Source organism: Streptomyces sp. NBC_00354 (genome assembly GCF_036106915.1).
In the GTDB taxonomy this organism is placed as follows: Bacteria; Actinomycetota; Actinomycetes; order Streptomycetales; family Streptomycetaceae; genus Streptomyces.
This window is the reverse complement of the sequence record NZ_CP107983.1, coordinates 510292-535354: the sequence shown is the minus strand read 5'-3', so window position 1 is coordinate 535354 and position 25063 is coordinate 510292. Positions and strand designations below refer to the sequence as shown.

At 71.4% G+C, this 25063-nt stretch carries 29 protein-coding genes; 16 read left to right on the top strand and 13 right to left on the bottom strand.

From position 1 onward, the window contains the following. Positions 1–93: 93 nt before the first annotated feature. A complete protein-coding gene (locus tag OHT74_RS02605; protein WP_133895739.1) occupies positions 94–504 on the top strand; it encodes a Fur family transcriptional regulator in 411 nt (136 codons plus the stop codon). A gap of 146 nt (positions 505–650) precedes the next feature. Here the strand turns inward: OHT74_RS02605 and OHT74_RS02600 are convergent, their stop codons facing one another. Next, positions 651–1307 (bottom strand): class I SAM-dependent methyltransferase, encoded by a 657-nt coding sequence (locus OHT74_RS02600; protein ID WP_328619158.1) that lies wholly within the window; start codon positions 1305–1307, stop codon positions 651–653. A gap of 88 nt (positions 1308–1395) precedes the next feature. Here OHT74_RS02600 and OHT74_RS02595 point away from each other — a divergent pair, with 88 nt between their 5' ends. After that, complete coding sequence (locus tag OHT74_RS02595) at positions 1396–2304, top strand: aminoglycoside phosphotransferase family protein (protein ID WP_328619157.1); 909 nt, start codon at positions 1396–1398, stop codon at positions 2302–2304. Positions 2305–2320: 16 nt separating this feature from the next. On the opposite strand, the gene OHT74_RS02590 is transcribed toward OHT74_RS02595, so the two are convergent. Genes OHT74_RS02590 through OHT74_RS02580 form a run of 3 tightly spaced genes read right to left on the bottom strand, consistent with a single transcriptional unit; the run spans position 2321 to position 5947 of the window. Further along, positions 2321–3787 (bottom strand): pyridine nucleotide-disulfide oxidoreductase, encoded by a 1467-nt coding sequence (locus OHT74_RS02590; protein ID WP_328619156.1) that lies wholly within the window; start codon positions 3785–3787, stop codon positions 2321–2323. After that, positions 3784–4992, bottom strand: a complete 1209-nt coding sequence (locus tag OHT74_RS02585; protein WP_328619155.1) for an MAB_1171c family putative transporter — start codon at positions 4990–4992, stop codon at positions 3784–3786. The genes OHT74_RS02590 and OHT74_RS02585 overlap by 4 nt, the downstream gene beginning before the upstream one ends. Positions 4993–5002: 10 nt before the next feature. Next, on the bottom strand, positions 5003–5947 hold the full coding sequence (locus tag OHT74_RS02580; protein WP_328619154.1) for a GDSL-type esterase/lipase family protein: 945 nt from the start codon (positions 5945–5947) through the stop codon (positions 5003–5005). 163 nt (positions 5948–6110) lie between these two features. On the opposite strand from OHT74_RS02580, the gene OHT74_RS02575 reads away from it, so the two are divergent. Continuing rightward, positions 6111–6476, top strand: coding sequence for a hypothetical protein (locus OHT74_RS02575; protein WP_266660168.1), 366 nt, complete (start codon positions 6111–6113; stop codon positions 6474–6476). A 7-nt stretch (positions 6477–6483) separates the two neighbouring features. On the opposite strand, the gene OHT74_RS02570 is transcribed toward OHT74_RS02575, so the two are convergent. Further along, positions 6484–6846, bottom strand: a complete 363-nt coding sequence (locus OHT74_RS02570) for a hypothetical protein (protein WP_328619153.1) — start codon at positions 6844–6846, stop codon at positions 6484–6486. Between the two features lie 170 nt (positions 6847–7016). On the opposite strand from OHT74_RS02570, the gene OHT74_RS02565 reads away from it, so the two are divergent. Together OHT74_RS02565 and OHT74_RS02560 are read left to right on the top strand one after the other, a co-directional pair. After that, positions 7017–8756: a serine/threonine-protein kinase gene (locus OHT74_RS02565; protein WP_328619152.1), complete on the top strand. Its 1740-nt coding sequence runs from the start codon at positions 7017–7019 to the stop codon at positions 8754–8756. A 226-nt stretch (positions 8757–8982) separates the two neighbouring features. After that, complete coding sequence (locus OHT74_RS02560) at positions 8983–9519, top strand: CAP domain-containing protein (protein ID WP_328619151.1); 537 nt, start codon at positions 8983–8985, stop codon at positions 9517–9519. A 1-nt stretch (position 9520) separates the two neighbouring features. Here the strand turns inward: OHT74_RS02560 and OHT74_RS02555 are convergent, their stop codons facing one another. Continuing rightward, entirely contained in the window at positions 9521–11134 is a 1614-nt protein-coding gene (locus tag OHT74_RS02555) for an FAD-dependent monooxygenase (RefSeq protein ID WP_328619150.1), read from the bottom strand. Positions 11135–11183: 49 nt separating this feature from the next. Then, entirely contained in the window at positions 11184–11618 is a 435-nt protein-coding gene (locus OHT74_RS02550; RefSeq protein WP_443047252.1) for a DUF7144 family membrane protein, read from the bottom strand. 256 nt (positions 11619–11874) lie between these two features. Between OHT74_RS02550 and OHT74_RS02545 the strand changes: the two genes are divergently transcribed. The 4 genes from OHT74_RS02545 (at position 11875) to OHT74_RS02530 (ending at position 14642) form a co-directional block, all read left to right on the top strand. After that, a complete protein-coding gene (locus OHT74_RS02545) occupies positions 11875–12303 on the top strand; it encodes a hypothetical protein (protein WP_328619149.1) in 429 nt (142 codons plus the stop codon). Continuing rightward, entirely contained in the window at positions 12297–12551 is a 255-nt protein-coding gene (locus OHT74_RS02540; RefSeq protein WP_399249126.1) for a helix-turn-helix transcriptional regulator, read from the top strand. The genes OHT74_RS02545 and OHT74_RS02540 overlap by 7 nt, the downstream gene beginning before the upstream one ends. Continuing rightward, a complete protein-coding gene (locus OHT74_RS02535) occupies positions 12548–13603 on the top strand; it encodes an NAD(P)-dependent alcohol dehydrogenase (protein WP_328619148.1) in 1056 nt (351 codons plus the stop codon). The genes OHT74_RS02540 and OHT74_RS02535 overlap by 4 nt, the downstream gene beginning before the upstream one ends. A 196-nt stretch (positions 13604–13799) precedes the next feature. Next, on the top strand, positions 13800–14642 hold the full coding sequence (locus OHT74_RS02530; protein ID WP_328619147.1) for a helix-turn-helix transcriptional regulator: 843 nt from the start codon (positions 13800–13802) through the stop codon (positions 14640–14642). Here the strand turns inward: OHT74_RS02530 and OHT74_RS02525 are convergent. Beyond that, the gene (locus tag OHT74_RS02525; RefSeq protein WP_328619146.1) at positions 14625–15215 is read right to left on the bottom strand and encodes a TetR/AcrR family transcriptional regulator; all 591 of its coding nucleotides are present in this window, start codon (positions 15213–15215) and stop codon (positions 14625–14627) included. The genes OHT74_RS02530 and OHT74_RS02525 overlap by 18 nt on opposite strands. Positions 15216–15512: 297 nt before the next feature. Between OHT74_RS02525 and OHT74_RS02520 the strand changes: the two genes are divergently transcribed. From OHT74_RS02520 to OHT74_RS02490, 7 genes are all read left to right on the top strand, one after another. Then, a complete protein-coding gene (locus OHT74_RS02520) occupies positions 15513–16904 on the top strand; it encodes an amidohydrolase family protein (RefSeq protein ID WP_328619145.1) in 1392 nt (463 codons plus the stop codon). Positions 16905–17052: 148 nt separating this feature from the next. Next, positions 17053–18315, top strand: coding sequence for an NAD(P)/FAD-dependent oxidoreductase (locus tag OHT74_RS02515; protein ID WP_328619144.1), 1263 nt, complete (start codon positions 17053–17055; stop codon positions 18313–18315). Next, positions 18251–18673, top strand: coding sequence for an NAD(P)/FAD-dependent oxidoreductase (locus OHT74_RS02510; RefSeq protein WP_328619143.1), 423 nt, complete (start codon positions 18251–18253; stop codon positions 18671–18673). The genes OHT74_RS02515 and OHT74_RS02510 overlap by 65 nt, the downstream gene beginning before the upstream one ends. A 133-nt stretch (positions 18674–18806) precedes the next feature. Beyond that, positions 18807–19670, top strand: a complete 864-nt coding sequence (locus OHT74_RS02505; RefSeq protein WP_328619142.1) for a peptidoglycan DD-metalloendopeptidase family protein — start codon at positions 18807–18809, stop codon at positions 19668–19670. 76 nt (positions 19671–19746) lie between these two features. After that, on the top strand, positions 19747–20493 hold the full coding sequence (locus OHT74_RS02500; protein ID WP_266660147.1) for an FHA domain-containing protein: 747 nt from the start codon (positions 19747–19749) through the stop codon (positions 20491–20493). After that, positions 20490–21860 carry a serine/threonine-protein kinase gene (locus OHT74_RS02495; RefSeq protein ID WP_328623240.1) on the top strand — a complete coding sequence of 457 codons (1371 nt, stop codon included), beginning with the start codon at positions 20490–20492 and terminating at the stop codon, positions 21858–21860. Before OHT74_RS02500 ends, OHT74_RS02495 begins: the two co-directional genes overlap by 4 nt. 82 nt (positions 21861–21942) lie before the next feature. Beyond that, positions 21943–22434 carry a hypothetical protein gene (locus tag OHT74_RS02490; protein WP_328619141.1) on the top strand — a complete coding sequence of 164 codons (492 nt, stop codon included), beginning with the start codon at positions 21943–21945 and terminating at the stop codon, positions 22432–22434. A gap of 73 nt (positions 22435–22507) precedes the next feature. Here OHT74_RS02490 and OHT74_RS02485 read toward each other — a convergent pair whose 3' ends face one another. The 5 genes from OHT74_RS02485 to OHT74_RS02465 form a co-directional block, all read right to left on the bottom strand. Continuing rightward, positions 22508–22864: a hypothetical protein gene (locus OHT74_RS02485; protein ID WP_266660143.1), complete on the bottom strand. Its 357-nt coding sequence runs from the start codon at positions 22862–22864 to the stop codon at positions 22508–22510. 139 nt (positions 22865–23003) lie between these two features. Then, positions 23004–23609 (bottom strand): GPP34 family phosphoprotein, encoded by a 606-nt coding sequence (locus OHT74_RS02480; protein ID WP_328619140.1) that lies wholly within the window; start codon positions 23607–23609, stop codon positions 23004–23006. A 170-nt stretch (positions 23610–23779) separates the two neighbouring features. Continuing rightward, a complete protein-coding gene (locus tag OHT74_RS02475; protein WP_266660139.1) occupies positions 23780–24022 on the bottom strand; it encodes a type B 50S ribosomal protein L31 in 243 nt (80 codons plus the stop codon). 65 nt (positions 24023–24087) lie between these two features. Next, a complete protein-coding gene (rpmG, locus tag OHT74_RS02470) occupies positions 24088–24252 on the bottom strand; it encodes a 50S ribosomal protein L33 (protein WP_266999161.1) in 165 nt (54 codons plus the stop codon). Between the two features lie 151 nt (positions 24253–24403). Beyond that, positions 24404–24904: a pyridoxamine 5'-phosphate oxidase family protein gene (locus OHT74_RS02465; RefSeq protein WP_266660135.1), complete on the bottom strand. Its 501-nt coding sequence runs from the start codon at positions 24902–24904 to the stop codon at positions 24404–24406. Positions 24905–25063 lie beyond the last annotated feature (159 nt).

Sequence of the window (25063 nt, the reverse complement as noted above, 5' to 3'; positions counted from 1 at the left end):
AAGTCAAGAAGTACACCAAACCCATAACCAATAGGGATCCGGACCGTTCTCCAAACTCCGAGTGCCCCACCGAACCTGAATGGGTGAACCGACATGAGTGACCTGCTGGAACGACTGCGTGGGCGTGGCTGGCGGATGACTTCCCAGCGGCGTGTCGTTGCGGAGGTACTCGACGGGGACCACGTGCACCTGACGGCCGACGAGGTGCACGCCCGCGCGGTGGAGCGGCTGCCGGAGATCTCGCGCGCCACCGTCTACAACGCGCTGGGCGAGCTGGTCGCCCTCGGTGAGGTGGTGGAGCTGTCCACGGACGGCCGCGCGAAGCGCTACGACCCCAACGCGCACCACCCGCACCACCACCTGGTGTGCTCCCGCTGCGGCACCATCCGCGACGTCCACCCCACGGGCGATCCCCTGGCAGGCCTCCCGCCAGAGGAACGCTTCGGCTTCACGGTGTCCAAGGCCGAGGTCACCTACCGCGGCCTGTGCCCCTCTTGCGCCTAGGTCGTGTCGTCAAAGTCCCTCCCCCAGCTACCGCTGGGAGGTGCCCCCACCGCGTCGATTCCCTCCTCCGCCTTGCGATCGCACGCACCAGGCTCCGCCAGCCCCGCCCTTCGGGCGGCCGACGCCACTTTGACGACACTCCCTAGTCAGACGCGGGCGATCAGCGCGTACCTCTCGTCGGTGACGGGTCCGCCCCACAGCTCGGGGTCCCCGCTGAGCGGTTCGATGCGCAGGTCCGACACGAGGGGACGGACGGCGGCGGCCAGGTCCTCGGCGGTGGTACCGCCGTGCCAGGGCAGTGACTCGGCTCCGGCCACATACGGCACGCCGCTCTGGCCCGCTTCGCGCCACCGCCCCTCGACCAGCACCAGCCGGCCTCCCGGGCCGAGGCGCGCGACCCACTCCCGGAGCGCGGACTCGGGCTCGGGCAGGGTCCACAGCAGGTGCCGTGAAAGAACGACGTCGTACCGCTCCTGCCCGGTCGGCGGAACGGCGGCGTCGCCGACGAGGAACCGGCCCGCAAAGCCGGCGGCCGTGAGCTTGGCCACGGCCTGCTCCACCATCAGGGGCGCCAGGTCCACACCGGTGACCCGGTGCCCGGCCTCGGCCAGCAGCAGGGACAACGACCCGGTACCGCAACCGACATCGAGAACATCGGCCGGCCCGACGGGGAGCCAGGATTTCAAGAGCCGGGCCCACGCGGCGCGGGTGTGCTCCTGACGCAGGCCGTGATCCGGCTCGTCGTCGAACGCCGCCGCGGCAGCGTCCCAGTACTCGGCAATGGAACGGGTGGGATCAGACATGGCAGGGATCATGCCAGCCGCCACTGACAACGCACCGCGGAACGAAAACCACTGGCCCGCCGTCCCATCCGGCAGAGAAGCTGCGCACATGACGCTTCACCACGATGAGGTCCCGATCGACCAGGCGCTCGTCAGGTCACTGCTGGAGGCCCAGCGCCCGGAGTGGGCCGGCCTGCCGCTGTCGCCCGCGGGTGCGGGTACGGACAACGTCATGTACCGGCTCGGCGACGACCTGGTCGTGAGACTTCCCCGAACCGCCGACAACGCCCGGTCGGTGCACAAGGAGCAGGAGTGGCTCCCGCGCCTGGCACCCCGCCTCGCGTGTCCCATCCCCGAGCCCGTCCACGCCGGGACGCCCACCGACGCCTTCCCGCTCGTCTGGTCGGTCTACCGCTGGTTCGACGGCGACGAAGCAGGCCCGGACACCGTCCGGGACTGGGCCGCCTTCGGAGCCGACCTGGCGGCGGTCGTACGGGAGCTCCACGGCACCGGCCTCATGGGAGCGACTCGCTCGGATGACCTCAGCTGGTACCGCGGGGGCAGCCTGCAGGCCTGCGACGAGTGGTTCGGCAAGTGCCTTGACGACTGCCGCACCACCGTGGGTTCGGAGCTCGACGTCGAGGCATTGGGACAGCTGTGGCGCGCCGCGCTCGTGCTGCCCGAGCCTTCCGGGCCTCACGTGTGGCTGCACGGGGACCTCAAGCCCACCAACCTCCTGGTTCGGGAGGGCAAGCTCCACGCGGTCATCGACTTCGGAGCCCTGTCCGTCGGCTTTCCCGACGCCGAGCACGCCACGGTCTGGGACCTGCCGCCCCGAGCACGGCAGGCCTACTGGAACAGCCTCGGCCTCGACGAACCGACCTGGACCCGCGCCCGAGCCTGGGCGATCGCGGTCGCCGTGAGCGGGATCTCGTACTACTGGCACACCTACCCCGCCTTCGTCGCCGAATGCCGCGCACGCCTCGAGGCGATTCTCGCCGACGCCGCTGCACGGTGAGCGGTGAGCGGTGGGACTACCGGGGGTCGGTGGCGCTGGAGGTCTCCGCTGAGCGCAGTGGGGGCCGGGCCAGGACTTCCTGCTCCCGTGCCGTCAGTTCAGGGCCGTCGAGCCGGGGCTTGCGGGGGCCGAGTGCTGCCGCCAGGAGAACTGCCGGGCCGGCGAGGATGCCGGCCGGCTTCCGCAGGGTGACGACGTCGGTGACCCGTTTGACGACCATGCCGTTGCCGGTGGCCGTGTGGACGAGGCGGTGGACGTACTGCGAGCTCAGCCGGTCCGCGAGGTTCGGCTTCCTGCCGATCGCGCCGGGGTAGAAGCGGTCCTGGCCGACCGCCAGCAGCCATGCCGCAGCCGTCGGCCGCGCCATCGCGCGCTGCGCCCGTGAGGTGAATCCCGCGGCGGCGACCGGCGTCCGTGCGGCCTGGCCGCGCAGAGCGAGGGCGCCGAGGGCCGCGGCGGACATGCCGTGTCCGTAGACGGGGTTGAGGCTGGTGGTGGCATCCCCGACGACGAGGAATCCTTCGGGGAGCCCGGCCCGCTCGAACTGGCGGCGGTGGTTGGCGGTGCGCGCGTACACGCTGACGTCGCTGATCGGCTCCGCGCGGGCGAGGAGATCGGCCACGAGGGGATGCCGGACCCCGCGGGCGAACTCCTCGAAGAGCTCCTCGCGCGAGGCGGGCTCGCCGCCGCGCGTGCCCGAGAGGCTGACGTGCCACTGGCCGTCCTCGATGGGGATGATGGTGGCGAAGAGCCCGGGCCGGGCCTGTCGGGGATCGGCCGGAATGTGCACCACCGGCCAGTCGGTCTCCGCTCCTTCCGGCGCGCGGTACCGCCGGCTGGCGTAGCGGACACCGGCGTCGACCACCGTCTCCCGCACCTCGGGGCCGCCGATGTCGAGGAGCCACCGGGTGCTCTTCGAGCCGCGGCCGGTTGCGTCGACGACGAGGTCGGCCTCGACCAGGCTCGGACCCCCGGGCGCTTCCTGCCCGTCGTGCGCGGCCTGTTCGACGTACACGCCGCGCACCCGCGCGCCGTCTCCTGCCAGCCCGGTGATCTTCGTACGCGTCCGGAGTCCGACGTTGGGCATCCCCAGGACGCGCCTGCGTACGGCCCAGTCGATCAGGTCGCGGCCGGCGCCGATCACGTAGTGGGTCGGATCCCATGAGCGGCGGTACCAGCCGGCCGGCGAGAACGAGACCATTCCGTTGGGGATCGGGATGCGGTGGGCGCCGGCCGCGAGCCAGTCGGTCGTGACCCCCGGAAGGAGTTCCTCCATGGCATCGGCCCCGCCGGCCCACAGCGTGTGGGCGTGCGCGGCCTGGGGGAGCCTCGCCCGCGGCGCGGGTGTCTGCGGCAGCGCGCTGTCGCGCTCCACGATCAGGATCTCGCCGACGTGGGGGGCGAGGGCCGCCGCGGCAAGAGTGCCGGCGAGGCCTCCGCCGAGAACGACCACGCGGGGTAACGCGGAAGGGTGCGATGTCATGGTGTGCTGCTCTCCGGGGCGGCGCTTCGCCGGCAGGAACGGACGGTGGCCGACCGGGTCAGTGCCTGGGACATCCGGACCAGGCCCAGGGGGCTGCTCGGCGAGGCGAGGACCGGGCCCGCGTCCCGTGCCCCGGGCTCCTCTTCCGGCGCGTTCTGCGCACGGCCCCACAGGACGACGGCATTCGCCAGGGCGGCGGCGTCGGCCACGGCCGCAGCCTCATCAGCCGGACGGCCGGCTTCCAGCTCCTCCCGGAGCGCCTGTTCCCGTACGCCGGCGTGCAGGTAGGGACTGACCGCGAGGATCCCGTCGTGGATGTCCGACTCGCGCTGGGTCAACCGGATCTCCATGGACGTCCAGGGCCCGTTGGCCAGCTCGATGCTGCGCCGTGTCGCCGCTTTCAGTTCCTGGGACAGCGGGCGGAGCTGACGGTACCGGCGCCACATCCGCCATTGGCCCGTCACGTGCTGGGAGATGAGCGGCAGGACGAACCCGGTCGCGATCAGGAGCGCGGACACGGAGGCGAGGGCCGGTGCGATCTCGGAGCTGAGGACGTCCCAGTCGCTGCTGCCCGCCCAGCGGGCCCCGATCGCGGTGAACTTGGCGATGTCGTACAAGAGGTTGAGCACGTACCCGACGGCGATCAGCCCGAGCCCCGAGCGGAGCGCGCCCTGCACCTCGCGCGCCCACCTCCAGCACAGAAGCGTCATGGTGACGGCTGCCGTGGTGTGAGCCCCGAGGTAGAGGAGGATCATCTCCCTGATGTACGCCGTGGACGCGTAATAGGTGTCCAGATCGCGCACGCGCTCGACGGGGGCGTCACCGAGCGCGAAGAGCACGTTGATGGCGGCGATCACCACGAGGGTGACCACGTTGCACAGGCGGGAGCGCCGGCGTGTCCGCTCGGCGTCCTCCGGGCCGCTGCTCCAGCGGAAGATGAGCACGATGTTGGCCCCGGAGAAGGCCGTGAGCAGCGAGAACACGAGCGGTGCGGCGGCGTTCGGGACTCCCGTGATCCGGTTGACCGCGACGACGGTGGGAATCGCGGTGAACCCGAACACGGCGGTCGCCAGCGCGAGGAGGATGCAGACGGACCGCAGGAGTTCGTCGCGGGGGTTGCGCCAGAGGGCGGGGAGCTTGAGGCCCGCAGCCACCAGCAGCAGGACTCCTGGTACGTAGAAGCCCAGTCCGTTCGAATCGTTCACGCCGTGTTCCTCAGCGACTGAGGGCGTCGAGATGCCGATAGACCGCCTCGTGCCCTTCGGGGGTGGGGTGCAGGCCGTCGACGAGCAGTTCGCTCTTCTCGCGCAGCGGCTCCCACATGTCGAGGAAGTCGACGTGGTTCCCAGTGCACCAGGCCCGCAGGGATGCGCGCAGGTCCAGCGCTCGTGCCCGGGTGAATCGCAGGCCCTCGTAGTCGCGGGTGCGTGCTTCGTCGATCCATGTCGGTCCCGCGACGACGAGTCGCGCATTGTGGCCGAGGGCCGTGGCGGCCAGCGAGCCGAGACGGTCCGCGAGGTGCGCCGGCGCCGGCCCGTCGACGTGGGTCTCCGCGACGGCGAGCGGCAGGGCGGAGTCGTTGATACCGGCGGCGACGAGGAGGGTGTCCGGCAGGCGCGGGCCCAGCAGTGCGGGTGCCTGCTCACTGACATCGGCCAGGGTGCTGCCGGGTATGGCCAGGTTGAAGACCCGGTGTTCAGCCTCGTTCCCCGCGATGTGGGCAGCCGCCAGGTGGCCTGCCCACCCTCCCCGCGGATCACAGCGCCCGTACGCGATGCTGTCGCCCACGATCACGATGCGCTGTGCGGAGCGCAGCGGTTTCGCTTCCAGGTAGGCCCAGGTGCTCTCCCCGGAGGTGAGCACCACCCGTCGGCGGGCGTAGTCGTCGACTTCGTAGGCGTCGGCCGCGGCGAGGTCCTGATCGGTGAGGTGCAGTACGGCGCCCTCGACCGCGGCGCCGATCTTGCGCTCCAGGATCAGGTGTACGTCGAGGCCGCTGGCGGCGATCACGGCCGGGTCGGTGATCGGCAGGGGCCGGGTGGTGTAGCCGGCCAGCGACGCCGGAGCAGTGGGCACAGCTCGGCCGAAGAGAGCGGTCTGCACCCTTTCGTCCATCAGCGTGCCGAAGGAGAACAGGGTGTGGGGGCGTGATTCGGTCACTGTGAGCCGCGTGGCCTTTCTTGAAGAAACGATCAACTCACCCTAACGGCCGCCCCGGGCCACCGAACGAGGCCTCCCCCGGTCATCACGCGGCTGCCACCGGGGAAGCAGGAGATCCGGGAACGTGAGCCCGGCCCGAGCGCACTGGGGCTACGCTCCGAAGATGGAACGTGCAGAGGTTCTCAAGCGAGTCATCGGCATCCTCACCGAGGCCCAGGAGATCCGCCGGGCAGCCGAAGCCGGCGAGCACGACGACGGTCCCGAGACGGAAGCAGGCGTCGTCACCCAGCTGCTGAACGAGATGCTGCCCTCGATCAGCGTGCCGGCCGACTCGTCCCCGCAGCAGGTGGCCCGCCTCGTCGCGGAGGCACTGGGGCCGGCTCTGCACACGATGGTCGCCGGATTCAGCCTGGCGTTCACCAGCCTCGCCATGGCGCACGACGGCGGCCGCACGGACATCTCGTCGATCGAGGTACTCCAGCAGCTCGCCCTCGAGGTGGAGGCGGGAACGTACGACGAAGGCCCCTGACCGGAGGCTATCCGCGGAACGGCTCCCAGGCCTTCTCCGACGGCGACCGCGGGTCGTCCCAGTGCAAGGACTGGTGCACGACACCCGGCACGTCGGTGTCGGTGCCGACGCCCCGCCCGTCGTGCAACGCGTCGGCCACGGCGGTCAGGTACGCGGCGAACGACGGCCAGGTCCGCGGCGTCGGTACGTCGGCCTCGGCGTAACGGCCGAGGCCGCCGTACCCCTCCCCGGGAGTGCAATCGGCGAACAGCCCGTAGAAACCGTCCGGGTCCGACGCGACGAAAGCCAGGTACCGCTGCTGCGGCTCTTCGCCTCGCAGGCCGACGGTGGCAGACGCCGCTGGCTCCGCGGCGCGTACTCCTCGAGCCACGTCTCGATCCTGCGCCAGGCCGTGAGGGTCTGCTCGACCCGTATCCGTTCATCAGTCATGGCCGGCACCCCAGCGGGCGCTCGACACGCCGGGCTCGGTCGCGTGATGGCCCGAATGTGCGTGCCATTACGCTGGGCCTGCTCAGTACGGGAGTTGACCAACGGTGATGGATGGAGCGTGTGGTGACGGCGGGGGAGGCGAACGGCTCGGAGCTGGTCGGCAAGGTGCTCGGCGGGCGGTACCGGGTGACCGCGGTCATCGGACGCGGCGGCATGGGTGTGGTGGCCCGCGGCGTGGACGAACTGCTCGGCCGGGAAGTCGCCGTCAAGGTCATGCGAGCCTACACCGACGCCTCCGGGGTCGAACTGGCCGATCTGCGGACCCGGATGCAGCGGGAGGCGCAGGCCGCCGCCCGTATCCGGCACGGCGGTGTGGTCACCGTGCACGATGTCACCGAGGAACAGGGCCTGCCGGTCATCGTGATGGAACTCGTCGACGGGCCCTCGCTCGACGACGTACTGACGAAGCGTGGCCCGCTCGAGCCGCGCGAGGCGGCGGCGATCGGCGCCAAGCTGATGGACGCACTCGACGCCGCGCACCGGGCCGGGGTCCTGCACCGCGACGTCAAGCCGGCCAACGTGCTGCTGGAGCGCGACGGCCGGGTCGTGCTCACCGACTTCGGCATCGCCACCTTGGACGCCTCGGGCGACGAGGCCATGGCCAAGCTGACCCGCAGCGGCGACATCATCGGCTCGCTCGACTACCTCCCGCCGGAGCGGGCGCAGGGTACGGAGCCCGGTCCCGCGTCGGACATCTGGTCACTCGGCATGACGCTGTACGCCGCCGTGGAGGGCACGTCACCGTTCCGCCGCACGTCCGCGTGGTCCACCTTGTCGGCGATCGTCACCGAGCCGCTGCCGGAGGCGCGTCGAGCCGGAGCGCTCGCGCCCGTGCTCCAGGCGCTCATGGCGAAGGATCCGGCGAACCGGCCGACCGCCGGGCAGGCGCGCGAGATGCTGGAGGCGGTGGCCCAGGGCCGGAGTCGGGACCGAGCCGCCCCGGTGACTGCCCCGGTGACCGCCCCTCCGACCGGCCCTGCTGCCACCCCTGTAGCTGCCCCTGTGGCTGCCCCGCCCGCGACGGGGGGCACCGCTTCGGTCGCACCCCCCGTCGTCCCGGTGCCTCCGCCCGGCTACGGCCCGGCTCCGGTGGCGTACCCCCAGCCCTCTCCCCAGCCTTCCGCGCAGCCGCCCTACGCCGGCTACCCGGCCCCCGGCGGGCCGGGCACGTTCGGGCAGACCGGCACACCGACCGCCGCCCAGGCTCCCGGCGCCGCAAGAGCGGCCCGCACACGCATCGTCATCGCCGCGGCGGTCGCCGTCGTACTCGCCGGGGGCGGCATCACGTACGCCGTGGTGGGACGGCCGGGCGGCAAGAGCGGTCGGCAGCAGGCACAAGCGGCGTCGCCTCAGGGCGCCCGCAGCCCCTCCGTCCCCGCGTCCGACGACTCGCGGCTTCCGGAGCCGATGAAGACCGGCGGCAAGGCCGGCAAGTCGCCCACACCGACGCCGACGACGAGCGGCAAGGGCGGCTCGGCCCCGAAGGCGTCGGCCTCTCCGCCGGCTGAGCCCAGCCCCGTATCCACGAGCTGCACCGGTTGGAACCATCAGGAGCGGGACCCGGGTACATACGGCTACATGACCGGCAACTACCACATCGTGACCGGGCCCTACCAAACGTGTTCCTCCGTGGCGACGGCCAAGTCCGGCACGAAACTCCTGCTCCACTGCTACATCGTCAACGCGTACGGCAACAAGTGGACCTTCGTCCGCGCCGCCGACTCGAGCGCATCCGGCTGGATGTCCAACGACAACCTCACCCGCCAGAGCGGCCCGTCGACCCGCTGCTGACACCTTCCTGCCGGTCATTCCGTTCGCCGCGCGGCCGCCCGGGTCCTAGGCTTGTCCTACGGAGGGCGGCCGTGTGCGGCCGCCGACCAGACCACTTCGTCGCCGATGGCCTCTCGGCCATTGCACAGCCGGCCGTGCGGCCCGCTACCGACGGCCGTGACCCGCGCCGGCACGTCCCAGCAGGCTGTGTTTCTGCTGCTGTTTTCTGTGCGACCAGGGAGTCGCAATGGAGACTCTTTCCCGGATACACCATCGGGCCTCGGCCCTCTTCGCGGCGGCGCTGATGACCGGAGGCATGGTGCTGGCGACGGGTGCGACCGCGACCGTCTCCCACTCGGCGGTGCCCGCCGAGCTCAGTCCCGCCGAGCAACAGGCCATCGTCACCGAGACGAACACCGTGCGCCAACAGGCCGACCAGCAGCCTTTGGTCTGGGATGCCGCGCTCGCCGCCGAGGCCCAGGCCTGGGCCGACGACCCGGCGTCCACGGCGGGCGGCCGGCTGAACCACGCCCCGATCAACAACGCCGCCGAGAACATGTCGGGCTATCCGCCGGGTCAGGCCACGGGGTCATGGGCCGCAGAGAAGAGCGACTACGACGCCGATCCCGACCATGACTACGTCAGCAACCCCGCCGGCTACCGGACGTGGGGCCACTACTACAACATGATCGACAGCAAGTACCAGAAGATCGGTTGCGGTGCGAAGAGCGGCGTTCCCATTCCCGGTGGCGGGTGGGTCGTCGTGTGCCGGTACGCAAGCTGACTCACCGGCCGGCGCCGGGGGCTGTCGGGCGCGTGGTCGTGGTCACGGCGTTGCGGAGGACCGAGTCGCTCGGCGGGCGGTCGTGCCAGCGGGCGGCGAGGTGGCCGTCGGGTCGGACGAGGAGTGCCCCATGGGGCCGGAGACCGCAGCGTTCGAGGTGCTCCTCGGGAAGGAGCTCGACGCGAAGCGGCCACGGTGTGCTGGACTGCTGCTCCCACCGGGCGGGGTCCGGGGTGAGCAGTGTGAACCATTCGCCGAAGGCGTCGAGCGTGGAGCGGCTGTGGGCCAGCCAGAGGTGCGGCATCCGGTGGCCCGGCCTCGTGGTGGGGACGTAGTCCGTTCCGCTGTCGGAGGGCTCGGGTGGGGTGCCGTCGTCGTCGCCGAGTACGGCGGCAGAGTGGTAGCCGACGCCGAGCACGAGGCCGAGTTGGGCAAAGTACCTCTCCGACCAGGGGAGTTCGACCTGGGCCGAGGCTCCTTCGCCCGCTTGGAGCTGGTCGCGGCGCCGGTTCAGTACCTGGACCATGAGCTGGGTGTTGGCCACCGACTGGCGCAGAGTCCGTTGGGCGACGGGGTGTCGCTCCGTCCCGTACGTTTCCAACAGGCCTGGGTGGGCCCACCCGTGGAGGACGCCCGCCAGTTTCCAGCACAGGTTGTGCACATCGGCGACGCCGGTGTTCATGCCCAGGCCGCCGATCGGGGGGATGGCGTGCGCGGCATCGCCCGCGAGCAGGATCCGGCCGTGGTGGAAGCGTTCCGCGACGAAGGCGTTCATCATCCACTGCTGGACCCGCAGCACATCGGCTCGTACGCCGGCGCCGGGGCCGAGGGCGCGTGAGACCAGGGCGGGCCAGTCGACGTGCGCAGCGTCCTCGGGCGTCGGTCCGAACCAGGCCCAGCCCCCTTCGGGGTAGAGCGGTCCGAACGATCCGTGCGCGGTGAAGTAGACCCCGGCGGGCTGGTGGGCGCGCCAGCGGTCGAGGTCGGCGTCGAACAGCACGGTGGTGAAGCTCCCCAGCGCTCCGGGGCCGGCGGTGTCGATGGCCAGCCGCTGCCGGACGCCGGAGTTCGCGCCGTCGGCGGCGACCACGTAACGGGCCCGGACGCGAGTCTCCCGACCGCGGCCCTGCCGGTGGTCGACGAGTACGGCCACGACGCTCTCGGTCTCCTCGACCAGGTCGATGAGCTCGACCCCGAACCGCACGGGGGAGTCTGCTGCGGCGAGCAGGGTGGGTTCCAGCCGGTCCTGCGACGTGACCACGCCGATGGCAGGACTTTCGGGCACCGGCGCGTGGACACCGATCATCGCCGCCGTGGCGAAGTCGTCGCCGTGCAGGGTGTCGCGGAAGCGGACGCGGCCGTACTCGGGTGCGAACGCGTTGGCCGTGATCTCGGCAGCGAGACCGAGCTGGCGGTAGATCTCCATCGTGCGCACGTTGACCAGCCGGGACCGGGGGAAGGGCGACAGTTCGACGTGCTTCTCGACCAGCAGGGCCCGCACGCCCCAGCGTTCCAGCAGCGCTCGCGCAGTGAGTCCGACGGGCCCACCCCCGACGATCAGGACGGCCACCTCGGCGTCTACCTCGGAGGCCATCCCGGTGTCCGCTTCGGGCATGTCGAACTCCTCCTGCTCGTCCTGGGGTTGACGAGGCAACCGGCGACCGTCAGCCGGCGGCCTCCTGGTGCATGCCATGGCACAGCGCCCAGATGATGAAGAGGTTGACGGCGACCAGAATCGTGGCCCACAGGGGGTAGTACGGGATCCACAGGAAGTTGGCGACCGCGCCCAGCCCCCCGACGAATACGCCGAAGTAGCGCGCCCACAGGGCTCCGCTGAGCACGGCGCAGCCGGCCAGGACGAGAACGATGCCCACGATGAGATGGACCCAGCCCCAGCCCGCCAGGCTGAACTCGAACACGTAGTGGCGTGTGGCGATGAACAGGGGGTCCTTGACGACGGCCGAGATCCCCTCGAAGATCGCCATCGCCCCACCGAAGATCATCAACGCTCCGGCGAGGACGGTGGTTCCGGACGTGTGCCCGTGCCACGGGCGCGGGTTGGCGTCGGCCGCTCTGGGTTGGGTGGAGTCACTGGCCATGTCGGCCTCCTTGCTTGGCAGCGCCGTCCGGTCAGCCGTGCATGCCGGAGCCGGCGCGATTCCCCGTCTCAGCGTGGCATGGGGCCACCCCGTCGGCATTCCGAAGCCGTGGCGCCGCTGTGACCACCGGAAATGCGTATGCCCCGGGGACCTTGGGGGTCGCTGCCCCGGTGGGGCCGTGGTCAAGAATGCTTGACATCGTGTCGCGGCTGATTGACACTCCCCATGTCTGGTTTTCTTGACATGGGGAGCGGCAGTGGCAGTCGAGGAGAAACGTGCCTGGAGCATGTTGGTGGTCGCGGTCGGGTCCTATGCGGTGTACCTGTGGGTCGTACTGGGGCGCCCGGCAGGAGTGCCGTTGACCCGCGCGCCGTACGCGGGAGCCCTGCTGTGGACGGTCGGCCTGTCGATCGCCGCGTCCATCGCCACCCACATCGCGATCGCCGCCCTCTCGCCGAAGGAGGCGAACGTCAAGGACCAGCGCGACCGCGAGATCCACCGCTTCGGCGAGTACGTCGGGCAGTCCTTCGTCGTGATCGGCGGCGTGGCCGGCCTGCTCCTGGCGATGGCCGAGGCCGCTCCGTTCTGGATCGCCAACGCCATCTACCTGGCCTTCGTCCTGTCGTCGGTGCTCAGCTCGGTGGTCAAGGTCATTTCGTACCGGTTCGGATTCCACCCGTGGTGAAGGCGACGCGGGTCACCAACACCATCCGGGCCCGGCGTTTCGCCCACGGCGAGATGACCCAGGCCGAGCTCGCCCGCCGCATCGGCGTCAGCCGCCAGACGGTCATCGCCATCGAGCAGGGCCGCTACTCGCCCTCGCTCGAGATGGCCTTCCAGATCGCCCGGGTGTTCGGGGTCCCCCTGGACAGCGTCTTCCAGTACTCGGACCCCACCAGCGGAAGCACAGGCAACGAGGGAGACAGCCGATGAGAGCCATCGTCCAGGACGTGTACGGACCGCCCGACGTCCTGCGCCTCGAAGAGACCGAACAGCCCGTCCCCGGGCCGGGCGAAGTCCTCCTGCGCGTGCAGGCGGCCGGCCTCGACCAGGGGGTCTGGCACCTCATGACGGGCACGCCCTACGCGCTCCGCGCAGCGGGCTTCGGCCTGCGGGCACCCAAACAGCGGGTCCGCGGTCTGGACGTCGCAGGCCGCGTCGAGGCCGTCGGGCCGGGCGTCAGCCGCTTCCGTCCGGGCGACCAGGTGTACGGCACGTGCACCGGCTCCTTCGCGGAGTACGCCTGTGCCAAGGAGGACGAGTTGGCGCCGCGGCCGGCCCGGCTCACGCCCGAGGAGGCGGCGGTCGTCACGATCTCGGCGACCACGGCCCTCCAGGCCCTGCGCACCGGCCGCCTGAAGCCCGGCCAGCGGGTCCTGGTGATCGGCGCCGCAGGCGGGGTCGGGACCTACGCCGTGCAACTGGCCAAGGCGCTCGGGGCCGCACACGTCACCGCGGTGTGCAGCGCCCCCAAGGCGGACCTGGTCCGCTCCCTCGGCGCCGATCGGGCCGTGGACTACACCCGTGAGGACCCCACCGACGGGGTCCACCGCTACGACCTCGTCCTCGACATCGCCGGCAACCGTCCCCTCCACCGGCTGCGCCGGGCCCTGACCCCTCGGGGGACGCTGGTCATCGTCGGCGGCGAGACCGACGGCCGCTGGATCGGCGGCCACGACCGGCAGCTGCGAGCCCTGCTGCTGTCGCCGTTCACACCCCACCGCCTGCGCGGCCTCGCCGCCACGCCCCGCCCCGAGGACCTGCGCGTCCTGGGGGAGCTCGTGGAGTCCGGCGCGCTCACCCCCGTGGTGGACCGTACGTACCCGCTGGCCGAAGTCCCGGACGCGATACGCCGCCTGCGGGAGGGACACGTACGCGGCAAGATCGCGATCCGCGTCCAGGGCGATGGCCCGGGCCCGCCTTCCGCGTCCGCGGCGCACCCCGTTCGGGCGAAGAACTCGTGGACGACTCATCGTGGAGGGTGAGCCACCCGACAACTGACGGCGACAGCCCCGAGATCCGTCCCGCCCTCAGGAGCCGCGATGACCGACGCAGCCATCTTCTCCGCCGGCTTCCAGGACCATCGGCCGACGTCACCGTGCCGGACGCCGCCACCGCGCAGTCCGCCCGGCCGCCCGCCCACCACGTCGGCCGGTATTTCCTGTCCAGTACGTTGACTTCATGCGCGACAGCAGTCCCATGGGAGAGTTCCTCAGAGCGCGGCGCGAAGCCCTCAAGCCGCAGGACATAGGCCTGCCCGCGCACGGCCGCAGGCGGGTACCGGGGCTGCGCCGCGAGGAGGTCGCCCTGCTCGCGGGTGTGAGCCCCGACTACTACATGCGCCTGGAACAGGGCCGGGAGACCGGCCCGTCGCCCCAGGTCGTCGCCGCGATCGCCGCTGCCCTGCACCTCGACGACGAGGCACTCGACCACCTGCGCAGACTCACCCGGGCGCCGCACGGGCGCCGTGGGATTCCCGCCGCTCGTTCCCGGGTCGGCCCCCAGCTCCTGCAGTTGCTCGACAGCTGGCCCGACACCCCCGCCTTCGTCCTGGGACCGGCCCTGGACGTCCTGGCGTACAACACCCTCGCCGCGGCCCTGCACAGCGGATTCCAGCAGTTCGACAACCTGGCCCGTATGGTCTTCCTGGACCCGGCCGGACGCGGATTCCACCAGGACTGGGAGAAGGCCGCGAACTCCTGCGTCGCCGAAATCCGTGCCGCGTACGGATGCGACCCCGAGTCCCCGCGGATCACCGAGGTCGTCGACACGCTGTGCGCGAAGAGCCCGGAATTCGCCGCACGGTGGGCGCGGCACGAGGTGCGGGGCAAGACGCGGCAGCCCAAGCACCTCGTACACCCCGGGGTCGGCGCTCTGGAGATCCAGTTCTCGGCCTTCACCGTCAACGATGCCCCGCACCAGCAGCTGGTCGTCTACCAGGCCGAGCCCGCCAGTGCCACCATGGCCGCCTTCGCAGAACTCCGTTCCCTGGGACCCGCGCCGCACTCAGCAGGGTTGGCGTAGTCCTGCGACGAGGAGTGCGACCAGTCGGCGGGCGTCGTAGCGGGGGTCGCTCTCGGCGCCGATGCAGAGGTTGCCGATGCCGCGCATGAGGGGGTACGCGGTGAGGTCGGAGCGGATCTCGCCCGCGGCGGCGGCAGCGTCGAGGAGCTGGGTGCACACCGGCACCAGGCGGTCGAGGAAGTAGGCGTGCAGCGCCTCGAAGCCGGAATTGTCGGCCTGCATCGCGGCCGCGAGGCCGTGTTTGGTGACGAGGAAGTCGACGAAGAGGTCGACCCACCGTTCGAGGGCGGCGTGCGGTGTCGGGCTTGACGCCAGCAGGGCCGGGCCGGCTTCGGCGCAGGCGTCGACCTGGTGGCGGTAGACGGCGATGACGAGGTCCGCCCGGGTGGGGAAGTGGCGGTAGATCGTGCCCATGCCGACGCCGGCCGCAGCCGCGATGTCCCGCACCGGCGCTTCCACGCCCGAGGCGACGAACACCGCAGCGGCTGCCTCCAGCAGGGTCTGCTGATTGCGCCGGGCGTCCCTGCGCTTGGACCCGGCTGAGCTTCCCGCGCCCTGTCCGCCGTCGTTCACCGCGACGCTCCTTCAGTGAGTCCTGCGAAGCGGAACGATGCTCCGTATCGTGGTCTCGGAGCAAGGTTCCGTTTCGCCCATGATGGCAGACCGGGGGACCGGCGACCAAGCGGCGGGAACGGCCGTGGCCGCTGCGCGTGACGACACGTCCGCATCCTGGGTGCGCGACACCAGGGAACGTGGCGGCCTGGTTGCCGCAGACAGCGCGACCGAGGCTGATGGCAGAGCCGTTCCGGTCGCCGCTCGGCAGCCGCAGCGCACCATCTCCCTCTTCGGTGTACGGAAAGAAGTCCTGTCATGAACGTCCAAGCCAACGCCTTCGATGCCGCCCTCACGCGGATCCGGCGCCGGCCCGCCGGTCAGCGGCGCATCCTCTTCACTGGCGCGACGATCGTCACCATGGACCCCGGCCTCGGCGTCATCGACCGCGGCGATCTCCTCGTCGAGGGCGACACGATCACCGCGGTCGGCGGCGACCTCGGCGGGGGCGACGCCGTTGTCGTCGACGCCACCGGCGCGATCCTCACCCCCGGCTTCGTCGACACCCACCGGCACGCCTGGCAGTCCCAGCTGCGCCGGATCATGCCGGACGTCGACGACCTGGCCGGCTACGTCATGACCACCCTGGCCGGCTACGCCACCGTCTACCGGCCGGAGGACATGTACATCGGCACCAGGCTGGCCGCCCTGACGGCGATCGACAGCGGTATCACGACGATGCTCGACTTCTCCCACAACTCCCGCACCCGCGAGCACTCCGACGCCGCGATCCAGGCCCTCATCGGCACCGGAATCCGCGGAGTGCACGCCTCCATGGGTCCGCACTTCGGTGACTGGGACCGGCAGTGGCCCGGCGATCTCAGCCGCATCAAGGACCGGTACTTCAGCAGCGACGACCAGCTGCTGACCCTGCGGCTGGCGGCCCTGGCCACCGACGAGATCGCCGGACCCGGACTCGCCTACGGACCCGAACTCGCCCATGCAGCCAAAGAATTGGGCATCGGCGTGAGTGTGGACGCCGTCTTCGGAACGGCGTCCTCCGAGGCGGTGCTGCGCTGGGCCGAGGACGACATCCTCGGTCCCGACGTCACCCTCATCCACTCCACCGGACTCACCTCCGACGCATGGAGGGCCATGGGGGATACCGGCACCACCGTGTCGCTCGCCCCCACCTCCGACACCCAGATCGGCCTGGAGACCGCGATTCCCGCCGTCGACGAGGCACTGTCCGCCGGCATCCGCCCCGGCCTCAGCATCGACGTCGAAGTCGCCCTGGCCAGCGACATGTTCACCCAGATGCGGACCCTGCACGCCCTCCAGCGCATGCGCGCGGTCAACGCCGCCTACGGCACCGACGGGCAGCCTTCCCGGATCACCACCCACGACGTCCTGGACTTCGCCACCCTCCAGGGCGCCCGGACCAACGGACTCGCAGGCGTCACCGGCTCGCTCACACCGGGCAAGAAGGCCGACCTTCTGGTCATCCAGGCCGAGGACCTCAACAACATGCCGCTCAACGATCCCATCGGCACCATCGTCCTGGGCTCCGACCCGCGCAACATCAGCACGGTCCTGATCAACGGCGAACCCCGGAAGTGGAACGGACAGGTCCTTGACGTGGACCTCCCCGCACTGCGCAGTGCCGTACACGCCTCGCGCACGTACGTGCTGAACACCCCGGCCGCCTGACCACCCCCGCCCGCGCCCCGGCCCCGGATACCCGGGATCAGGCGCACCCGCGACAGGCGTGGGGCGAGGAGTACGCGGCCCTGTCCGGGCAGACCTGCACCGCCCGCTCGACGCCGAGGGCCTCGAACGGCTCGCTCTCGCCGCGCACATGACCGGCCGGGACCGTGAGAGCGCCGACGCCTGGACGCGGGCGCACCACGCCTGGCTGAGCGCGGGCGAGATCCCGCGGGCCGTCCGGTGCGCGTTCCGCCTGGGCCTCGATCTGGTGCTGAGCGGTGAGCAGGCGCGGGCCACCGGCTGGATGGCCCGGGGACAGCGGCTCCTCGACACCGCCGGGGCGCCCTGCGTCGAGGAGGGGTACCTGCCGGCACTGGAGGGGCTGCGGAGCTATTCCGCCGGCGATTTCGTCCTCTCCCGGGCGGTCTCCGAGCAGGCACTGACCATCGCGACCCGGTACGCGGACGCCGACCTGCAGAACTTCTCCATGGTCTCCATCGGCGAATGCTCATCGAGCTCCGGGAGGAGCGGGCCGGGATCCGCCTCCTCGACGAGGCCATGGTCGCGGTCACCGCGGGCGAGGTGTCCCCGATCGTGTCGGGGCTGGCGTACTGCGCGGTCATCACCGCCTGCCACGAGGTGTTCGACCTCCGCCGGGCCCGCGAGTGGACCGCCGAGATGTCCCGGTGGTGCGCGAACCTGCACGATCAGATGCCCTACCGGGGTGTCTGCCTCGTCCACCGGGTCGAGGTCATGCGTCTGCACGGAGACTGGGCGGACGCCATGGAGGAGGCGGACCGTGCGTGCCGGTGCCTGGCCTCCGTGTCGCATCCGGTGTCGGCCGACGCCGCCTACTACCAGCTCGGTGAGCTGTACCGGCTGCGCGGAGAGCACGACCAGGCGGAACGGGCCTACCGCGACGCCTGCCGGTTCGGCCACTCCGGCCGGCCGGGACTGGCCCTGTCCCTGCCGGCGGCCGGGGAGGCGGGCGCCGCCGAGCGCGCGATCCGAACGCGCTCGTGGTCGGCGCCCGCTGCGCCGGACCGTCCTGGACGAGATCCTCGTCGAGGCGGCCGAAGCGTCGGGTGCCGAGGTACGCCAGGGCTTCACGGTGGAGGACCTGGTCATCGAGGGCGACACCGTGACGGGCATCAGGGGTCACGGTGCGGCCGGGAGCGGCGCCACGGAGTACGCCCGCGTCGTCATCGGCGCGGACGGGATCCACTCGCTCGTCGCGAAGGCCGTCGGCGCGGCCGCGTACGCCGAGAAGCCGAAGCTGCAGTGCAGCCCTGGCGCTGGTGCCGTCGTTCGCGGTGCGGGCACGGTCAGCGGCCCGGGTGGAACGGCTCGTGGGCACGGCGGTGCCGAACCGCTTCCGCAGGCCGTACGGACCCGGTTGGGCGCTCGTCGGTGACTCCGGGTACCTGAAGGACTTCGTCACCGCCCAGGGCATCCAGGACGCCTTCCGCGACGCGGAACTCTGCGCACACGCGCTCGACCTGACGTTCACGGGCCACCGGGCCTTCGACGACGCGATGCGCGAGTACCAGGAGACCAGGGACACGAAGGTCATGCCGATGTACGAGTCCACCGCCGAACTCGCCACCCTGGATCCGCCGACGCCGGAGATGGCATGGCTGCTGGAGGCCGTGTCCCACAGCGTACCGGCCATGGACGGCTTCGCCCGAGTGGCCGCGGGCGTCACCTCGCCCGCGGAGTTCTTCTCGCCCGAGTACCTCGGGCAGGTCCTGGTACCCGCCACCGCGGACTGAACGCGAACGCCTGCAGGCCACCAGGCCGCGGGCACCCTCGTACCTGCGAGGTGTCGTGATCGTCCCCCGCCCCCGACCATGGTGCGCGGCAACGCCTGGCAGGGCGCCGTCCACAGGGCCGCGAGGGGGAGACATGAAGCGGTACGTGCGCATGCTGCGTGCGCTGGTGCTGATGTCCGTGGCGGGACTCGTCCTGGCGGCCGTGCCCGCCTCGGCCGCGCCCCCGAGGGCGGCGGCCGGGGCGAAGCCGCTGTTCCAGTTGCCGTTCCCGTGCGGCACGACCTGGGAGATGCACACCTGGAGCCACGACCCCGCGCTGGACATGGTGGTGGAGGGCAACACCGGATCCGACGGGCTGCCCGTCCTGGCGTCCGCCGCCGGTACGGTGTCCGCCACGTACTGGAACAACGGCTCGGGCAACACGATCCAGATCAGCCACGGCAACGGCTGGTTCACGGCGTACTACCACCTGAAGGACGACCCGGCGGCCTACGTCAAGAAGGGCGACGCCGTCGAGCCGTCCACACGCATCGGCCGGATCGGCACCTCGGGCGCCTCCGACTGGGCCCACCTGCACTACGAGCAGCGCTTCCTGGCCTCCGGCGACTTCACCGACGAGAGGCAACGGGTTCCGGCCTACTTCGACGGTGTCGCGTACACGGGCGCAGGCAAGGACTGGCCGAGCGTGACGAGCCGCAACTGCACCGGCGCGCCGGCAGCTTGGCAGGACTGCCCGTCCGGCCACGTCTGCTTCTACTCGGGAGCCGACGGCACCGGCACGGTCTGCCGCTCCGCCGCCGACGAGCCCGAAAGCCGCTGCGGCCTGCGCAGGTCCTTCTTCAACAACGGTATGCCGCAGCCGGGTTACGACCACGTGCAGGTGTACTTCAGGGAAGGCGGCGGCGCCTGCCTGCACTACGGCTGGGACGAGGGGCGCGGAAACCTTCCCGCCGGCGGCCGGACCATCGAGCGCTTCGAGTGGCGCGGCGAGTGTTGAGTTCCGGCCAACCTTTACAGAAACGATTGATTCCGCTGGCTAACCTGCCCCCGGCACTTTGGGGGATGGGAGCAGCGTGTACAGCATCGTCGTGGTTCCGGGACCCACCATGGCCCCGGCCGCACAGATCCGCCTGGCACCGGGGCAGACCCTCCGGTTCGGCCGCGACAGCGCGGGCGACGGCCGCCTGCACGTCCCGCACGCCGGCGTCTCGCGCTCCGCGGGGGAGATCACCGCCACCGGCACGTACTGGTCGCTCAGCAACCTGAGCCGTGCGTCGACGTACGTGGTCGAGAACCCGGAAGGCGCCGGCGAGCACATCAAGATCGCGCCCGGTCGGCTGGGCGCACCCGTCCCGTTCGAGTTCGCCCGCCTCGTCCTGCCGGCCGGCTCCGAACTGCTCACCCTGGACGTCTGGGCGCCGCGCCACGACTACGCCGACCAGGACGAACCCGGCGAGCCCGGCGGGGAACCGACGGCGCTCGCCTTCCCGCTCGACCGCTCCAGCCGGTACTTCCTGGTCCTCACCGCGCTCTGCGAGCCGCGGCTGCGCGGTGAACCGCACGCTCCGCTGCCCACCGTCGAGCAGGTCGTCGAACGGCTGAGGCCGTCGTGGCCGGCCGCGAACCGGGCCGCCGTGCAGTGGAGCATCGACTACCTCGCGGTCAAGCTCCGCCTCAAGCCCGGCCCCGACACGGCGGATCCGGGACCGCGGCTGGTCGGCAAGAAGGACACCCTCGTGTCGCTGGCCCTGCGCTTCGACCTGGTCCGCGAGCACGACCTGGCGGCCCTGCCGGCCGCCCCGACCGGTACCGCCCCCTGACCGGGCGGGCCGGGCAGCGGGGCACCCTCGCGGTCCCGCCGGGCTACCGGATCGGCCCCTGGGTCGTCGGCCACCTGCTCGGAGCCGGCGCCTTCGGCACCGTGTACGCGGCTCGCCGCGCCGTCCCCGAGCCGGGCCTGCCCGGCCGGGCCGCGCTCAAGCTCCTCCCGACCGGCACCCGTACCCCGCGCCAGCTGCGGCACCTGAGCGAACTCGCCGACCGCGAGACCGAGGTGCTGCGCCGGGTGTGCACGCCCCGGCTGATCCGGATGTACGAGGTGCTCACGCTCGACGACCCCGGCCGCCCCGAACTCGACGGCGCCACCGTACTCGTCCTGGAGGAGGCGAAGGGGTCCCTGGACGCCCTGCTGGCCGACGGCGTGCCGCCGACGGGGCCCACCCTCCTCGCCCAGGTCTGCGAGGGGCTCGACCAACTGCACAGGGCGGGCTGGGTACACGGCGACCTCAAGCCCGGCAACGTCCTGCTGATGCCCGACGGTACGGCGCGCCTGGGCGACTTCAACACGGCGGCGGAGCTGGAGGGCACGCACGCGTACGCGCCGGCGTTCGCGACGCCCGACTACACACCGCCGGACCTCCTCTGGTCGGAGATCGGTGAACGCGGGACGAAGATCCGTCCCACCGCCGACATATGGGCCTTCGGCGTACTGGCCCACGTCGTCCTGACCGGCTCGCTGCCGCTGCCCGGCGGCACGTCCGCCGCCCGCCGGGACGCGGCGCTGCGCTACGCCAGGGGCGAGGAGGAGCTGCGCCTGTCGCCGGAACTGCCGGAGCCCTGGCGCGACATCGTCCGCGACTGCCTGGCCCGCAGCCACGAGGACCGCTCCCGGCACACTGCGGCGTCACTGCTGAGCCGGGTCGAGGCGGCGGCCGCGGGCAGGGCCGCGCCGAGGCGCGCACCGAAGGGCTCGCGCGCCCTCGGTCCGCGGCGGCGGGGCCGCGTGGTGATCACGGCCGGGACGGCGGCGCTCGCCGTCCTGGGGGTCGTCTGGGGCACGGGGCTGCTCCCGCTGAGGGGCGCAGCCGATGCGGGGTACGACCGGTGCCGGCGCGGTGCCGTCTGCTTCTTCGCGGAGGAGGACGGCCGGGGCGAGATCTGCTCCTGGGTCGACGGCGACACCGACTGGAGCGACGGCCAGGCCCCCTGCCCGTGGGCGGCCCACAGCGGGCCCCGCTCGGTCTACAACAACGGCTTCGACCTCGCCGAGGGGGCGACCCAGGTCGACGTCCTCTACTACGCGCAGCCCGACCGGCGGGAGCTGCTGGGCTGCGTGAAGGTGCGCACCAGGACCAACCTCGCCGGTTCGGACCGGCCGCGCTCCCACGCCTGGGTCCCGGACTGCTGACCCTCGCAGGTGCGAGGTACTGCCGGGACGGCTCCTGGACGAGTCTCGAGGCACGTCACACCGCTCTGACAAGGAGTCCACGATGCGCGTCAAGCGTTCCGTTCTCGGCATGGCCGGCGTCGCCACGATGCTGCTCACGGCGGCCTTCACCACCGGGTCGGCCGAGGCGGCCACGCCCTCGGACCAGGGCGCGAGCTCGCGCGTCCTGGTCGCGCCGGCCGCGCCCGCAAACGCCCGGCCGGCGTCCCTCGCAGCTGCCTCGTCCCCGGGCATCTCGCCCGGCGTCCGCACCTCTCACGTGCCGGCGAGTGGCAGCTACGGCTGCGACAGCGGGAACCTCTGCACGCTTGTCTGGGATCCGACGACGTCGGACTGGAAGATCTTCTACCTCTACAACTGCAACCGGTACTCGGTGTACAACTGGAACGGCAACGGGTGGTACTTCGACAACCAGACCGGCAACCCCACGTCGTACCTGTACAACCAGGGCGGCGGGGTCGTGAAGTCCTTCACGCCCGGTGGCGGCCAGCAAGGCCAGGACTGGACGCCGGTCTACTCCATCCGCAACTGCTGATCGACCGTCACGCATGCCCGCCCCCGGTCGCTTCCGGCCGGGGGCGGGGCGTCGACCTGGTGCCGCGCGCGTCTCAGGGGCTGTCTTCGGTGAGGGGCCCGTAGTGGTACGTGAGCTCCTGCCAGGTCAGCGCGCCGCCGGGCTGCTCCTCCTGTTCGGGACGGTTGAACCGCGCCATCCGCCAGGCGCCGCGATTCGGGCCGTCGCCGAGGCGTGTCCACGCGTCGAGGTCGGCGTCGAGAACACGTGTGGGCCCGTCGTCTCCGGGATCGGCGTTGTCCACGGGGGACCAGTGGCGCAGGTCGGGGCGCTGTGCCATCCGTTCTTCGTAGGCGGCGGCCCGGGCCATGAAGTCGCGCCCGCCGGCCGGGGCACGCTTGACGCGCTCCAGTTCGTAGGCACTGGCGAGGCTGGTGAGCGTGTGGCGCATGTGACCAGCCTAGAAGCTTGCGCCCCGGTCCGGGAGCCGGTTCGGCGACCTGCTGCATTTCGGCCGTCTTCAGCCGAGGTCGTCGAGCCGACAGCACCGGGGCCGGGACCGGTCGGACGCAGGCCACGTCACCTGCCGGTCACGGACCGCGCCAGACGTTGGCGAACGCCGCCTTCTCGATGGACCGCCTCTGGCGTACGGCCTCCAGCTCCATCACCGCGTCGTTGACGAAGGCCAGCACGGTCGTCACCGCTTCGTCGTCGAGGCTCGGCTGCTCGTCGGACGGCCCGCCAGGAATCCCCACGACGGCCGCGAGGGCGGCGAGGACGGGCTCGTCCGCCTCCCGGCGGCCGAGGGCCTGGCGGCGAGCGGGTGAATCGACCACTTCCAGGCGCTCGGCCCCGAAGAGGGACCGGCCGCCTCGCCCCCGAGCCAGTTGACCGTCCGCCTCGAGGGCGGCCTGGTACGCCGCGGCGAGGTCGCGGCCCCTGCGCCACAGCCAGTCCTCGACCTGCTCGTACGGCACCTGCCGAACCAGCGCCGCCGACGCCTCGCCCAGCTGGCGATCATCCAGCGCAGGCTGCTGACCCGGCACGATGCTGTCCCCGTCCAAGGCGACCGCCTGCGCGGCGATGAGATCGATCAGCTCGGCTCCCGCGAGTGCGAGAGAAAGGTCCCCCTGCCCCACGGAACGGTCCGGCTGCGGGTCCATGGCGATGATGAACAGGTCTTTCGCCGTGGTCATGAACGGCTCCCCTCGGAGTCATCGGAACTGCTGCGTCCCCACCGGCCGGCCCGCCGCCCGACAGGCGTGCAGTCCGGCCGAAGCAGCCTGCCGTACGTGGAATTCCAGTATCGCGTCCCGCTTCGCGGAACACGCCGTGCCGGGCCGAGCGGTCGGATGTGGGACCGCGCTCAGCGCCCGTAGCGGCGGTTGAAGCGCTCCACGCGGCCCTCGGTGTCCACGATCCGTGAGGTCCCCGTGTACAGCGGGTGGCTCGCCGACGAGATCTCGACGTCGACCAGCGGGTAGGTCTTGCCGTCCTCCCACTCGATCGTTCCCGACGCGTGCGCGGTCGACCGGGTCAGGAACGCCATGTCGGCTGCGCGGTCGCGGAAGACGACGGAGCGGGATTCGGGGTGGATACGGGGCTTCATGCGGTTTCCTTCCTGGTGCGCGTGTACCGAGTGCGTGCGGGCGCGCCCGGCGCGTCCGGTAGGCCTCAGCGTTCCTCTCGGAACGCGACGTGCCTCCCCGCCAGCGGGTCGTACTTCCGCAGGACGAGCCGGTCGGGGCTGTTCCGGGTGTTCTTCCGCGTCGTATAGGTGGTGCCGGTCCCGGCCGTCGACTTCAGTCGGACGACGGGGCGCGTAACGGTGCGTGCCACGTGGTGCTCCTTTCAGCGACACTGGCGCGATATTTGACTCGCGCATGCCAGCTGCCTGCTGTAACAGAAGCCCCGGTCCGGGCATTCCCGCCCCGCCGCGGCCCGGCTCACTGCGCATCGAGGCAACGGCCCGCCGTAGGGATCATGCAGGTCAGCCGCGTTCGCGCTCGCTCCGCTGCCGGGCCAGTTCCTCCACCGCGCTCGGCAGGGTCGTCTCGAAGTCGATCAGCTTCGCCCAGGTCGGGGTCACGACGATCCGGACCATGCCGTTGTACAGCGATCGGACCTCGGCTTCCCACTCGACCCGCTGCTCGGGTGTCATCGCCTCGGCGCCGTTCGATCGAAGGAACTCGTCCGGGATGCCTTCGACCACGTCCAGCTCGGCCCGACCGCGGAGCAGCAGGATCTTCGGCGGGTGCACCTTCTCGGTGTCCATCGTCAAGGCGACGGCCGGGTTGTGGCGCAGAGCCGGGAGCTTCGGGGCGTTCGTCGGTGTGCACATGACGATTTCCGAGCCGCTCCAGACGAAGGCGATCGGAACGACCCGGGGCGTGCCGTCTTTGGCCACGTAGGCCAGGCGGGTCAGGTCGCGGGCCAGGAGTTCCTGGCTGACCGGACGATTGAGGACCTCGGTGATCTCGCTCGGCTGCACGGTCGGACCCGCCTTCCAACGGTCGTTCGTCAGGAGTGCCCAGCTTAGGAGATTTCGGGAACTGAGCCCGAAAACGCGCGCGGGCACCACCTGCAGTCGCCGAGGATCGGCCCGGTCCACGCGGCAACGTACTCGCGGCCGGGATGTCCGGACAAAACC